At 52.6% G+C, this 14,125-nt stretch carries 10 protein-coding genes; 9 read left to right on the top strand and 1 reads right to left on the bottom strand.

Annotation, left to right across the window (positions count from 1 at the left end; genetic code table 11):
- Positions 1 to 61 precede the first annotated feature (61 nt).
- Positions 62 to 1,039: a polyprenyl synthetase family protein gene (locus EKM83_RS01255; RefSeq protein ID WP_125574844.1), complete on the bottom strand. Its 978-nt coding sequence runs from the start codon at positions 1,037 to 1,039 to the stop codon at positions 62 to 64.
- Positions 1,040 to 1,298: 259 nt separating this feature from the next.
- Between EKM83_RS01255 and EKM83_RS01250 the strand changes: the two genes are divergently transcribed.
- The 9 genes from EKM83_RS01250 (at position 1,299) to gatB (ending at position 14,119) form a co-directional block, all read left to right on the top strand.
- On the top strand, positions 1,299 to 2,207 hold the full coding sequence (locus tag EKM83_RS01250; RefSeq protein ID WP_125574843.1) for a 1,4-dihydroxy-2-naphthoate polyprenyltransferase: 909 nt from the start codon (positions 1,299 to 1,301) through the stop codon (positions 2,205 to 2,207).
- A gap of 224 nt (positions 2,208 to 2,431) precedes the next feature.
- Positions 2,432 to 3,007, top strand: a complete 576-nt coding sequence (locus tag EKM83_RS01245) for a xanthine phosphoribosyltransferase (protein WP_125574842.1) — start codon at positions 2,432 to 2,434, stop codon at positions 3,005 to 3,007.
- A gap of 105 nt (positions 3,008 to 3,112) precedes the next feature.
- Complete coding sequence (locus EKM83_RS01240) at positions 3,113 to 4,270, top strand: ATP-grasp domain-containing protein (RefSeq protein ID WP_125574841.1); 1,158 nt, start codon at positions 3,113 to 3,115, stop codon at positions 4,268 to 4,270.
- A gap of 542 nt (positions 4,271 to 4,812) precedes the next feature.
- A complete protein-coding gene (pcrA, locus tag EKM83_RS01235) occupies positions 4,813 to 7,074 on the top strand; it encodes a DNA helicase PcrA (protein ID WP_164505557.1) in 2,262 nt (753 codons plus the stop codon).
- Between the two features lie 22 nt (positions 7,075 to 7,096).
- Positions 7,097 to 9,130, top strand: coding sequence for an NAD-dependent DNA ligase LigA (gene ligA / locus EKM83_RS01230; RefSeq protein ID WP_125574840.1), 2,034 nt, complete (start codon positions 7,097 to 7,099; stop codon positions 9,128 to 9,130).
- A 22-nt stretch (positions 9,131 to 9,152) separates the two neighbouring features.
- On the top strand, positions 9,153 to 10,298 hold the full coding sequence (locus EKM83_RS01225) for a CamS family sex pheromone protein (protein ID WP_125574839.1): 1,146 nt from the start codon (positions 9,153 to 9,155) through the stop codon (positions 10,296 to 10,298).
- Between the two features lie 618 nt (positions 10,299 to 10,916).
- On the top strand, positions 10,917 to 11,228 hold the full coding sequence (gatC, locus tag EKM83_RS01220; protein WP_125574838.1) for an Asp-tRNA(Asn)/Glu-tRNA(Gln) amidotransferase subunit GatC: 312 nt from the start codon (positions 10,917 to 10,919) through the stop codon (positions 11,226 to 11,228).
- Positions 11,229 to 12,698, top strand: a complete 1,470-nt coding sequence (gene gatA, locus EKM83_RS01215) for an Asp-tRNA(Asn)/Glu-tRNA(Gln) amidotransferase subunit GatA (protein WP_125574837.1) — start codon at positions 11,229 to 11,231, stop codon at positions 12,696 to 12,698.
- On the top strand, positions 12,698 to 14,119 hold the full coding sequence (gene gatB, locus EKM83_RS01210) for an Asp-tRNA(Asn)/Glu-tRNA(Gln) amidotransferase subunit GatB (protein ID WP_125574836.1): 1,422 nt from the start codon (positions 12,698 to 12,700) through the stop codon (positions 14,117 to 14,119). The genes gatA and gatB overlap by 1 nt, the downstream gene beginning before the upstream one ends.
- The last annotated feature ends 6 nt before the right edge of the window (positions 14,120 to 14,125 follow it).

Raw genomic sequence — 14,125 nt, 5'->3', positions numbered from 1 at the left:
TAGTCAAAAGGGTCCAGTTACTGGCGTATCGTCGGTAACTGGACCCTTTGGTTATGCAGTTTTAATGATCACGTCGCAGTAGCATCGTCGTCAGCTTAGCCAAGTCATCTTGGACTGGACCAGCAGGCAGTTGGTGAATCAGCGATAAGGCTTTTTCAGTGTGCACGGTCGCTAGCTGCCGCGCTGCGCCGACCCCGTCGACTTGGGCGACCAGTGTCTGGACCGCTTGAATGTCGGCCACGGTCATGTCCTGCTTTTTTCGCAGGAGGTGGTGAAAGTCGCGTTTGGCGTGGGGGATGGCGAGAATCAGTGGCAACGAGTAAACGCCAGAACGCAAATCCTCCAGGACCGGCTTTTGTGTCTTAGCCGGGTCGCCGGCGTAGTCGAGAATGTCGTCTAACATCTGATAGGCACAGCCAATCGCAATCCCGATTTTACGGGTCAAGGCCGTGACGCTGGCCGGTGCTCCGGCCAAGCGAGCGCCCGTGTCACAACTGAGCGCAAACAGTTCCGCGGTCTTTCCCGCGACTTCATTCAAATAGGCCGCCACCGTGGTGTCTTCACGGTAGTTCAGGTCCATTTGGTGCAACTCACCCTGTAAGATGCGGTGCATGGCGTCGATGTGTTCTTGGACTAATGCCCGGTCACGGGTGGCCTTTAGGACCTGATTGAAGTACACGGTAAACATGAAGTCGCCCGCGTAAATGGCGTTGCGCTGGCCGTATTTCATCTGAATCGTCCGCACACCGCGGCGGGTGGGGGAGTCGTCGATCACGTCGTCGTGAATCAAGGTCCCCACGTGAAGGATTTCCAGGGCCGCCGCGCCAGCCTGTAATTCAGCCGGTGTGCCCTGGTCACCGAATTTGGTGAATAGGTAAAAATAACCGGGACGTAACAACTTGCCGCCGGATTTTAATAACGCTAATATTTTACTATGGATGGGTTGGTTATCCAGCTGAACTTCCTGGAAAAGATATTCCTGTAGCGCATCCAGTTGCGGTTCTACTTGCGGAAATTGCCGCCAAAGTTGTCGATCCATTTTGCACCTCGCTATGTCATGTCACGTTAAAATTTATCTTACCGACAACTGGAAACGTTGTCAATAAAGGTTACTCCCGCGCTATCAGATTATGCGGGCCATCACCCGTGACACTCTCCATTTTAGCACCGATGGCCGGGACTGCGGGGGAAAATCATGGGCTGATTAAGTGGCCGACAAAACGGCTGGGAAGCGGCGGTTGAACTGCTGCGTGACATGGGCTATCATCAAAATTAAGACTTATGCGGGAGGAACGATCATGACTGTCAGTGTTTTTTTAGAACTTGTTGAGATCAAGGCGAAGATTGCCTCGGTCTGGCCATTTTTGCTGGGCATGCTGTTTGTCCAGGCCAACTTTCACCAGTTAAATTGGGGAGTGTCGCTCTTATTCTTCGTGGCGATGGTCCTCTTCAATATGGCCGTCGACATCAATGATAATTATCAAGACTACACCAAGGCGGGCAACCAAGCCGCGGAATGGAAGAAACACACCAATATCATTGGGGTCCACCATTTGGCGGTGCCCCGCATCTTTGCTTTGATGGCCAGTTTGGCCACGGTAGCGGGTGTGATTGGTCTGTATTTAGTGTGGCGCACCGGCTGGCCACTACTGGTCATGGGCGTCTTTTGCTTTCTAGTCGGCTACCTCTACGCGGGCGGGCCGCGGCCGTTGTCGGGTACGCCCACTGGCGAATTCTTTGCCGGCTTTACCATGGGTTACATGATCATGTTGATCACGGTTTACTTGAATCTGTATCAAACGTCAGCGTTCACCTGGGGGCTGATGGCGCGGGTGCTCCTGGCGTCTGGCATCGCCGTGATGGCCATCGCCGCGTTATTGCTAGCTAATAACATCTGTGACGCCGATGAAGACCTTTCCCTGGACCGGAAGACCATCGTCTATTATCTGGGCAAGCAGCGGTCCTTATGGCTGTTTGCGAGCTTCTACGTGGTGGGCTACCTGTCCTTAGTGGCTAGTGTGATGATCGGCGACCTGCCCAAATGGTCGCTGCTGGCGCTACTCAGCATGCCGGTGATTACCCGCAACGTGGTGGGATTGTTCCGGGTGCAGGTGAAAAAAGAAACGTTTATCTTGGCCGTTCGCAGCTTGGCCGTTCTAGCCTTAGTGACCGTAGTGGCAGAGCTGTTGGGGGTGTGGCTGGGATAGCTGTGCTGTCGTCGCATTGGGCGTCGTCGGTTCGTCCACCGCGTTCCCGGGCATCTTTCGCGAACAGGCGGCCAGTACCCACTGTGTCAGCAATGAATGCCGTTACAGCAAGCGATAGTCGCCAAACAGTTGCTTAAAACATTGCTAAATCTCACGCCAAGTGGCTGTTTTTTAAGAGACAATCAGGTAGAATGAAAGAAATACTTTTTGGAGGGTCAAGAGAGATGAAAATTTTAGAAGATCGCATTCGCCAAGACGGGACGGTCCTACCCGGGAACGTATTAAAGGTCGACAACTTTTTGAATCATCAGATTGATCCCCAATTGATGGATCAGATGGGGGCAGAATTTGCCCGGCAGTTCGCCAATCAGGGGATTACCAAGGTTCTGACCGTGGAATCTTCCGGGATTGCGCCAGCCGTGATGGCGGGGTTGCACTTACAGGTACCGGTGATTTTTGCGCGGAAACACAAGAGTTTGACATTGACTGACAATCTTTACACGGCCAAGGTGTACTCCTACACCAAGCAGGTCAGCAACGACATTTCGATTGACCGACGTTTCTTAGATGCCAACGACCGGGTCTTGATCATTGATGACTTCTTGGCCAATGGGCAGGCAGTCCAAGGCCTATTCGACATTGCCGAAACGGCCGGTATCGCGGTGGCTGGGGTTGGCGTTGTGATTGAAAAACGGTTCCAAAAGGGCCACCAATTAGTCGTTGACGCGGGAGTGCCGTTGGTTGCCTTGGCCAGCATCGCGTCCTTTGAAGACGGACAAGTCGTTTTCACCCAAGATTAGTTGGGCTCTGGCTTGTTTAATCGGTGGTTAAACTCTAAAATGAAAGTGAACGGATTCAACTTGAACTAAATTCAAAATAAGTCATGCAAGAAAGTAGGGAGTAAATTGGCGAACACGGTCTTATATCCTGGAGATACTGTTGGGGTGATTGGTAATAGTGCCAACGCCGCGATGTTGGTTACCACGGCTCGAAAAATGGGGCTACGCGTCGGGGCATACGGTGCCGACGAAACGAGTGAGGCATTACAATTAGCAGACTTCAAGGCTGTCGGTACTAGCAAGGACCGCGACAAGCTCCAGCACTTTGCTGAGAGTTGCGCGGCCATCGTGTACGACTCGGACCAAGTGAGCACGGACGTCGTCAAATTTCTGGCGCAATTCACCCGGATTCCGCAGGGCAGTGACATGCTGGAAATCATGCAAGATCGCTTGCTCGAGCGGGCTTTCTTTGAACAACTGAACGTTAACATTGCCCCGTACGCGACGATCATTAATTTGGATGACGTCTATCAATCCGTCAACTCGATTGGCTACCCGTGTGTTTTAAAGCCGATTCAAAAGGAATGGTCCCACGGCCGGGAGTTGGTCATCAAGACGCAGACCGATATTGCCAAAGCGGCCGGGTTGTTGGACTGGGGGACTTATATTTTAGAGTCACAGATTGCTTATGACCGGGAGTTCTCCATTCTGGTGGCGCGGGATGCGCAAGGCAATCAACAGTCCTTCCCCATCACCGAGATCCACTCGGTAGACGATCGACCACAACGCGTCTGGGTACCGACTGAAATTGATGACGCCGTGGCCAGTGAGATTCACCGCATTGCCAGCGAAGTCGCTAAGAACGTGTCTTACGTGGGTGTGTTTGAGGTGTCCTTCTACCTGACACAAAGTGGCGCCATTTACGTGAAGAAGATTGTGCCTGCGCCAAGCGAAACGGGGTACGTCTTTGCGGCGGCTGGGACCGTTGATGAGTTTGCGGAACACATGCGCGCCGTAGCGGGGTTACCCCTGGCGACACCGCAACTGTTGACGCCGGCCGTGACCGTGAACTTCACGGTCAAGCAGCTGACGGCGATTCGGACGCAATGGCAGATCAAGCCCAACTGGGACTTCACGTTCTACCATTTGCGCAAGCAAGCCGATGAAGACGTGATGGGTCACGTTACCGTCCAAGGACCAGCAGTCAAGACGCTACTGGACCAATTGGATGATACGGCCATTTGGACGACGCCCAGTGACGACGAGACGACGAATCAAGACTAAATGAGGAATGCTTACCCGAACGCACTTGATCACCAGTGACTGGCTGATTGAGTGCGTTTGTCGGTTAAGCTGCTAAAGGCTGGCCGCCTACCGTTCGCCAAATATGGGTTGGAACGCGGTGGGCGGACCGGACCGAGCCTGAGAAACGGTCTCGGCCTCGCTTTGAGCCGAAGGTCGCGTCTCAAAGACGCCAGTTGTCTAAGCGGCATGAACCACGCCACTAAGACAACTCCCACGGCTGAACCCATATTTGGCGAACTCTCGGCTACAAAAGTGCGCACCAGTAACAAGCGGCTTAGCCCCAGGTAGCGGCTGTTTTGGCAACTAGTCTTTGGCTAACACAGTATTTCTGGTGGACAAAACGCTGTCGCTCCGGGAGTCAAGACATTAATTCAGCTTTCAATCTTTGGTTAAGTTGCTATTGGAATTTTTGTGTAACCGGTCACGGAAATTTCTTTTAAAATATCGGTGAGAGTTCCAGCAGAACGTATGTTTTTTTGGTATACTATTCAAGACTAATTACAGAGAGGACTGGGTTCTAGGTGGCAGGAGAAGAATTGTTAACTGGCATGAACGATAAGCAAACGGAGGCCGTCCTTCAGACGGAAGGGCCCCTGTTGGTATTGGCGGGTGCCGGTAGTGGGAAGACCCGGGTGTTAACGCACCGGGTCGCCTACCTGATTGAACACAACAACGTGATGCCGTGGCGGATCTTGGCGATTACCTTTACCAATAAGGCCGCTAAGGAAATGCGCGAACGGGTCATCAAATTACTGGGACCGGACGGCAACGACGTGTGGGTCTCCACGTTCCACGCCCTGTGTGTCCGCATTTTACGGCGGGACGCAGATAAACTCGGTTACAACCGGGCCTTCACGATTGCCGATCCCGGCGAACAACGCACGCTGATCAAGCGGGTCTTGCGCCAACAGAACTTGGACGTGAAAAAATTTGACCCCCGGTCGGTCTTAGGGGCAATTTCCAACGCGAAGAACGCCCTGCAGACGCCGGCAATGATGCGTGAAGCTGCGGGCAATCCGTTTGAAACGACGGTGGCCACGGTCTACGAAAGTTATCAACGTGAGCTGCAGGCTAACCAGGCCATGGACTTTGATGACCTGATCATGTTGACCATTAAGCTGTTCAAGCAAGATGCCGACGTGTTGGGTTACTACCAAGAAAAATTCCAGTACATCCACGTTGATGAATACCAGGATACCAACGACGCACAGTATACGTTGGTCAACTTGCTGGCAAAAAAGCACGGTAATCTGTGTGTTGTCGGGGATGGTGACCAGAGTATCTACGGTTGGCGAGGGGCCAACATGGAAAATATTTTGAACTTTGAACATGATTACCCCAACGCCCACGTGACCTTGCTGGAACAAAATTACCGGTCGACCAAGACGATTTTGAAGGCCGCCAACGACGTCATCCAAAAGAACGTCAACCGGAAGAAAAAAGACCTGTGGACGGACAATCCCGAGGGCGATAAGATCTCGTATTACCGCGGGCAAAATGAAAACGATGAGGCCCATTACGTCGTGGCTAAGATTCAAGAGGAACGGGAACAACACCACCGCGGTTACGGCGATTTCGCCATTTTGTACCGGACCAACGCCCAATCCCGGGTGATTGAAGAAACGCTGGTCAAGGCCAACGTGCCGTACACCATGGTCGGGGGCCACAAGTTCTACGACCGTAAGGAAATCAGAGACGTGTTGGCCTACCTGACATTGGTGGCCAATCCCGCCGATTCCATGAGCCTGGAACGTATCATCAACGAACCCAAGCGGGGCATTGGGGCTACCAGTGTCGAAAAGCTGCGTGACTTTGCCGAAATGAATGATTGGACGGAACTCGAGGCCACACAAAATATCGCGTTGGCAACGAATTTGGGCGCCCGCATTCGCAATGCCATGGAGAAATTCGGGATGACCTTAAAGCACATCCAGGACCAGGCAGCGACCATGACGGTGTCGGAAATCACCAATGAATTGTTGGATAAGACCGGCTACATGGCGGCACTCAAGGCCGTTGCTGCTAAGAACTTGGAAGCCGAAACGCGGATCGAAAACATTCAAGAATTCTTATCCGTGACGCAGAAGTTTGACGACGACTGGGACAAAGCGGACCATGACGAAACGGAAGAACGCTTAGTGGAATTCCTGGCTGATTTGGCCTTAGTTTCTGCACAAGACGACGTTGAAGAAGAACCCGCCGAAGTTACCTTGATGACGTTGCACGCCGCTAAGGGACTAGAATTCCCTGTAATCTTCTTGATGGGTCTGGAAGAGGGGATTTTCCCACTGTCACGGGCCATGCTTGAAGACGATGAGTTGGAAGAAGAACGACGCTTGGCTTATGTCGGCATTACGCGGGCCCAAGACAAGTTGTATTTGACCAACGCTTATTCACGGATGCTGTACGGTCGCCGGCAAACGAACCCGCAATCTCGCTTCGTTACGGAAATCGAACCGGAACTGCTGCATTTAGACTACAGTGAAACCAAGTCTGGGTTGACACCGAGTCGCCGCGACGTCCCATTTGCGCGTCGGACCGCTGGTGCGGTAGCCACCCCTTACCACGGTAAGACGGGGCGGGTCAGTGAACCGACTGGCACCGGGGCTGGCAAGGTTAGCTGGGGCGTTGGTGACAAGGCTAGCCACAAAAAGTGGGGCATTGGGACCGTCGTCAAGGTCAACGGGACCGGTGAAGATGCCGAACTCGACATTGCCTTTCCAGAGCAGGGTGTTAAGCGGTTGTTAGCCGCCTTTGCACCAATCAAACGGGTTGAAAAGTAGACGTTAACGTGGGAGGAATTTGATGACTGACAAACCCATTAATACCTTAACTGAGGAGCAGGCGGCCACTGAGGCGGCGTCGCTCCGGCCCCAACTTTTACAGTGGGGCAAGCAGTACTACGATGCGGATGCACCGCAAGTGGAAGATGCCACGTACGACCGGGTGTATGCGCGGTTGGTGGCTTTAGAAACGGCATTTCCGGCAATCGTCACGCCGGACTCACCCACACAGCGTGTCGGCGGGACGACCCGCGGCGACCTGCCTAAGGTGACCCACGAGATTCCGATGCTGTCATTGGGGGATGTCTTCTCTATTGACGAGCTCAAGGAATTCGATGAGCGGTTGCGGAGTAACGTTGACGAGGCCTTTGATTATAACTGTGAATTAAAGATCGACGGCCTGGCGATTTCACTGCGCTATGAAAATGGTGAATTCGTCCAGGGCTCCACGCGGGGCAATGGTCAGATTGGTGAAGACATCACGGCCAATTTGAAGACCATCGACTCGATTCCCCAAACGTTGAGTCGGCCGTTGACCATTGATGTGCGGGGCGAATGCTACATGCCTAAGGCGGCCTTCTTGGCGCTCAATGAACGGCGAGAAGCGGCTGGTCAAGCACCATTTGCCAATCCGCGAAATGCGGCGGCCGGTAGCCTGCGCCAACTGAACACTCAGGTCACAGCCGACCGGCAATTGGCCACGTTCATGTACAACATTGCCGATTATGAGCCACTGAATACACGGACGCAAAGCGGTCTACTGGATGAGTTGGCGGAACTGGGTTTCACGACTAACCCTACGTATCAAGTGGCGCACAATATGACGGATGTCGCCGCTTATATCGACCAATATCAAGGCAAACGGGCCGACCTGCCATACGGCATCGACGGCATCGTCATCAAGGCTAATCCGCTGCCGCTACAACGGTCATTGGGGGCCACGGTCAAGGTACCGCGGTGGGCGATCGCCTACAAATTCCCACCCGAAGAGGTCCAAACCAAGGTCTTAGACATTGAATGGACCGTGGGCCGAACGGGCATCGTCACGCCGACTGCCGTCATGGAACCAGTCGCGTTGGCCGGTAGTACGGTCGCGCGGGCTTCTTTGCATAACCCTGATTACCTGACTGCCAAGGATATTCGGTTGGGCGACACGGTCCTGTTGCACAAGGCTGGGGACATCATCCCCGAAATCTCGCAGTTCGTCGCCGATAAACGGCCGGCCGACGCACAGCCGTACCCGATTCCGACGCACTGTCCGTCCTGTGGCGCCGAACTGGTCCATTTGGATGAGGAAGTGGCCCTGCGCTGCATTAATCCGCGGTGTCCGGCACAATTGGCAGAAGGCATGAATCATTTTGCCTCCCGCAATGCCATGAACATCGCTGGGTTAGGTCCACAAATCGTGGCGCAACTGTTTGATCGCAAATTGGTCGATGATGTGGCCAGTTTGTATCGGTTGACGACCGATCAATTATTAACTTTAGATAAATTTGGGGAGAAGTCGGCCCAAAACCTCTTGACAGCGATTGATAATAGTCGCAATAATTCATTAGAACGTTTGCTATTTGGCTTAGGCATTCGTCACGTGGGTGCCAAGGCTGCCCGGTCGATTGCCGCTGAATTCGGTGACATCGGTAGTCTGATGGCCGCGGACAGTGACCAGATCTCGGCTATTGATACGGTCGGGGGCATCATCGCGGATAGTGTGGTGACGTATTTTGCCAACACGCAGGTCCAAGAGCTGATCGCGGAACTCCGCGCCGTGGGCGTCAACATGACTTATACCAGTGGTGCCGCGACGCCCGTCGATACCGAAGGGCAATTTGCCGGTCAGCGAATCGTACTGACGGGTAAGTTGCAGGAACTGACCCGGCCGGAAGCCACGGCCTGGTTGGAGCAACACGGCGCAACCGTGACGGGCAGTGTCTCCAAGAAGACGGATCTGCTGATTGCCGGTGAAGCTGCCGGTAGCAAACTCACCAAGGCCCAGTCGCTCAACGTTCCCGTGTGGAACGAAGCCCAACTGCAGGCCGCGATGAACGCAACGAAATGATGATTTTAGGAGGAAACAAGTCGTGAAACGGTTACGAACTTTTCTGGCGTTAGCCGCAGTGCCGCTCTTTTTGGCCGCGTGTGGTAATTTAGGCAGTTCCAGTATGTCCGGGACTTCCGGTGGGAGTAAATCCGGCGGCACCCAGCTGACTGGACAGAGCAGTGATGGCGATTACGAAGGGGTCATTAAGAGTGGCCACTACCAAACGAGTAAGTCGCGAGGGGTCACGAATAGTCAAGACTCTGGTAACACGTACAACCTGAAGAGCTTTGAAAATGGTATGTTGAACGTGTCCAAAAAGGTCTTCTCGACTAAGAGCTATGTGTTCCAAGAAGGGCAATACCTGACGACGTCGACGGTCCAAAATTGGTTGGACCGGAAGAGTAAATCCAATCCGACGGGACTGAACCCCAAGAGCAATGGCTCAACGTCGCCAACTAAACGGAATCCTATCTACATTCAAGCGATTGAAGAACAAGATTACATGACCCAAAAGAATAACAAGCTGCATCTAGGTGGTGTCACTGTAGGAATCGCGGTCAACTCCGTGGATTATTACAAGAAGACGCAGTACGGTGCGACCTATGAAACGAAGATCACCAAGGCTGCGGGTGAGGCGTACGCCAAGCAAGCTGCCAACACGGTCCTCAAACGCTTGCGGCAAAAGTCAGCGCTGAAGAACGTGCCCATCGTGGTTGCAATTTACCGGCAGGCGTCCAACGATAGCCTGGTCGGCGGGGACTTCATTGCCTACTCGCAAAACAAGGCGGGGACGACTAGTGTAGCCAAATGGACGGCGATGGACGAAAAGAACTACGTCTTCCCAATTTCCAGTGGGTCAAGCAGTCCGAACAGCAATGATTCCAGTGCGTTCACCAATTTCAAGACTGAAGTCGAGAACTTCTTCCCGAACTTGAGTGGGGTGACTGCCCAAGCCCATTACAACGGCAAGTCATTGACGGGGATGCACGTCAACATTCAGACGCAATTCTACAGTCAAACGGAAATCATTAGTTTCACGCAGTACCTCCAAACGGCGGCACAAAAGTACTTGCCATCCGGGGTACCAATCGACATCACGGTGGCTTCAACGGACGGCACACAAAGCTTCCTGTCACGAGCCAGTGGAGCCAAGAAGTTTACGAGTCACGTCTTTAACAGTTACTAAAATGAATTGATTGACAAGAAAAGCGGACGACAGCGGATTCATCACCTGGTTTGTGAGTGACGAGTGCGCGGTTGTCCGCTTTTCACTTCAGTTGTTCATGTGAATAGTTGGTGAGTGAATTAGGGGGTAACGATGGCTTGAGTAAGGGCTAGCGGTTCGCGCGCAAGTCATCTAACCCTGTGAGGTCTTCGGCGAGGCGTGCCAGTTGGGTAGGTCGCAAGTTTATGTACTATTTCTGATAACGAAATGGTGATGACGATTTTCGTTGACAGGCACCACTGTAGCCGAGAGTTCGCTAGAAATGAGTTCAGCTGTGGGAGTTCCCTTAGCGGCACGATTCACGCCGCTTAGGGAACTGGCATCTTGAAGACGTGGGTTACCGGCTTCAAGGTGAGGTCCAAGACCGCCCTTTGGCTTGGACCGGCGCCCTCAGCGTTCCAACTCATTTCTAGTGAACGGCAGGCGGCCAATCAGCACAAACCGTCGTAACTCCGAAGAAAATTAACGCATAATCTTTGGCGGACCGCAGATATATGGTAGAATGGCAATGTATGTTTATTCTTGGCGTAGTCTGGAATAAACGGTGAATTGCGGATAAATTAGAAAGAGGGATAATTGATGGCTAATCGAATTAATCGAGAACAAGTTCAACACGTTGCCGGTCTGGCAAAGCTTGAATTTACGGATGCCGAATTGGACGCCTTTACGCCCCAATTGGACGACATTATCGGTATGTTTGAATCACTGAGTGAAGTGGATACCGATGGTGTTGACGTCACCAGCAACGTTTCCGACCAACTCAACGTGATGCGTGAGGACGTCGCCGATAACTGGGGGCAGAGCTCAGCGCTGTTGCACAACGCGCCAGATGCCGCTCGTGGCTTTATTAAGGTACCTGCCATCATCGATGAAAGCGAGGATAACGACTAAATGAATTATTTTGACAAAGATCTCGCTGGTCTGCATGCTGACCTGGTCGCTAAGAAAATCAGTGCCAAGGAATTAACGCAGGCGACTTTCGATAACATTAAAGCAACCGATCCTCAAATCGATGCTTTCTTAAACTTAAACGAAGAGGCTGCTTTGAACCAAGCGGCCGAAATTGATCAACAAGGAATTAACGCCGACCAACCCCTGGCTGGGATTCCAGTGGGGTTGAAGGACAACATCGTGACCAAGGGTCTGACCACGACGGCGGCTTCCAAAATTTTGGAAAACTTCAAGCCGGTCTACGATGCGACGGTAACTGAAAAATTGGCAAACGCCCAAATGATCACGGTCGGCAAGACCAACTTGGATGAATTTGCCATGGGTGGGTCAACCGAAAACTCCGCCTTCAAGACCACGAAGAACGCTTGGGACCAAACCAAGGTTCCCGGTGGGTCTTCTGGTGGTTCAGCGGCCGCAGTGGCTTCGGGTCAAGTGCCCGTTGCTTTGGGGTCTGATACCGGTGGTTCGATTCGGCAACCGGCTGCCTTTAACGGTATCGTGGGGATCAAGCCCACGTACGGTCGGGTTTCTCGGTGGGGTCTGATCGCCTTTGGGTCCAGTTTGGATCAAATCGGTCCGATGACTCGCAGTGTCAAGGATAACGCGACGATTTTGAGTGCCATTGCCGGTCATGACGACCACGATTTGACGAGTTCAACGCAGGCAGTGCCGGACTTTGCGGCTGACTTAAATGACGCCACGAGTGTCAAGGGCATGCGCATTGGGCTGCCTAAGGAATTCTTGGCCGAAGGGGTCAACCCTGACGTCAAGGCCGCCATTTTAGCCGCTGCTGATACGTACCGGAAGTTAGGCGCCACGGTGGATGAAGTTTCCTTGCCGCACAACAAGTATGGCGTGGCTGCTTATTACATCATCGCCTCATCCGAAGCGTCTTCCAACTTACAACGGTTCGATGGTATCCGTTACGGTTACCGGGCCAAGGACGTTAAGAACCTGGAAGACGTCTACGTGAAGTCACGTTCCGAAGGCTTTGGCGAAGAAGTCAAGCGCCGGATCATGTTAGGGACGTTCTCCTTATCCGCTGGGTTCTACGATGCTTATTTCTTAAAAGCAGCGAAGGTCCGGACGGTCATCATCAACGACTTTAAAGCGGTCTTGAAAGACCACGATTTCATCATGGGACCCGTTGCGCCAACCCCAGCCTTTGGTATCGGCGACGAAATCAAGGATCCAATCACCATGTACATGAACGATGTCTTGACGATTCCGGTCAACTTAGCCGGTTTGCCAGGCTTATCCTTACCCGCTGGCTTCAGCAACAACTTGCCAGTCGGCATGCAATTAATTGGTCGGCCATTTGACGAAAGCACGCTGTACAAAGCGGGTTACGCCTTCGAACAAAACACCGACTTTCATTTACAAGTACCCACGTTAGGAGGTCAAAACTAATGAACTTTGAAACCACGATTGGACTAGAAGTCCACATTGAGTTAAAGACAAATTCAAAGATCTTTAGCCCGTCACCAGTTGCTTATGGTGCTGACCCTAACGCCAATACCAACGTCATCGACTGGGGGTATCCTGGGGTACTGCCAACCACCAACAAGGGCGTGGTCGCTGATGGTATCATTGCCGCACTGGCATTGCACGCCACGGTGGAACAACACACCCACTTTGACCGGAAGAACTACTTCTATCCGGATAACCCGAAAGCCTACCAAATCACGCAATCTGACAAGCCTATCGGTCACGATGGCTGGGTCGAAGTCGACGTGGACGGCGTGAAGAAAAAAATCGGGATCGCCGAAATGCACATCGAAGAAGATGCCGGGAAGAACACCCACGAACGGGACTACTCCTACGTCGATTTGAACCGGCAAGGCACGCCACTGATTGAAATCGTGTCGAAACCAGACATTGCTTCACCAGCCGAAGCCTACGCTTACCTGGAAGCCTTACGTCAACGGATCCAATTTACCGGGATTTCTGACGTGAAGATGGAAGAAGGGTCCATGCGGGTCGACGTCAACATCTCCGTGCGGCCAGTTGGCCAAAAGAAGTTCGGGACCAAGACTGAGCTGAAGAACTTGAACTCCTTTAACTACGTCCAACGGGGACTAGAGTACGAAGAAAAGCGACAACAACAAGTCTTGATGTCCGGTGGTTCTGTGCAACAAGAAACGCGGCGGTTTGACGAAAAGACCGGCGAAACGATTCTGATGCGGGTCAAGGCCGGCTCAGATGACTACCGTTACTTCCCAGAACCCGACCTGCCATCACTGAATATCAGTGATGACTGGATCAAGGAATTGGGCGACGCAATGCCAGAAATGCCAGGGAAGCGGCGTGAACGTTACGTCAACGAACTGGGCTTAACGGATTACGACGCCATGGTCATCACGCAGACCAAGGAAATGTCTGACTTCTTCGATGCCACGGTCGCTTTAAAGGCTGATCCGAAGATGGCGGCCAACTACCTGCAAGGGGACGTGAATGCGTACCTGAACGAAAAGCAAGTTGACTTACAGGCGACGAAGCTGACACCAGCTAACTTGGCCGGGATGATCAATTTGATCTCTGACGGCACCATTTCAAGCAAGATGGCTAAGAAGGTCTTCAAGGCCATTACCAATGGTGAAGAACCTAAGGCCTACGTGGAAGCACACGGTTTGGTTCAACTGTCAGATCCAGCCAAATTACAACCGATCATCGACGATGTTTTGTCGGCTAATCCGCAATCCATCGAAGACTTTAACAACGGGAAAAAGCGGGCCGTGGGCTACTTAGTGGGTCAAATCATGAAGCAAACGCACGGGCAAGCCAACCCACAAGTCGTTAACAAATTGTTAATGGCCGCATTACAGCAATAGAACATG

The sequence above is a fragment of the Levilactobacillus angrenensis genome, assembly GCF_003946085.1.
Lineage (GTDB): Bacteria > Bacillota > Bacilli > Lactobacillales > Lactobacillaceae > Levilactobacillus > Levilactobacillus angrenensis.
This window is presented reverse-complemented; position numbering and strand designations above follow the sequence as displayed.

Bases quoted from the DNA above. Each gene is read 5' to 3' on its own strand.
- gatC (WP_125574838.1), top strand. From the start codon at position 10,917: ATGGCTAATCGAATTAATCGAGAACAAGTTCAACACGTTGCCGGTCTG.
- EKM83_RS01255 (WP_125574844.1), bottom strand. From the start codon at position 1,039: ATGGATCGACAACTTTGGCGGCAATTTCCGCAAGTAGAACCGCAACTG.
- EKM83_RS01245 (WP_125574842.1), top strand. From the start codon at position 2,432: ATGAAAATTTTAGAAGATCGCATTCGCCAAGACGGGACGGTCCTACCC.
- gatB (WP_125574836.1), top strand. From the start codon at position 12,698: ATGAACTTTGAAACCACGATTGGACTAGAAGTCCACATTGAGTTAAAG.
- gatA (WP_125574837.1), top strand. From the start codon at position 11,229: ATGAATTATTTTGACAAAGATCTCGCTGGTCTGCATGCTGACCTGGTC.
- ligA (WP_125574840.1), top strand. From the start codon at position 7,097: ATGACTGACAAACCCATTAATACCTTAACTGAGGAGCAGGCGGCCACT.
- EKM83_RS01250 (WP_125574843.1), top strand. From the start codon at position 1,299: ATGACTGTCAGTGTTTTTTTAGAACTTGTTGAGATCAAGGCGAAGATT.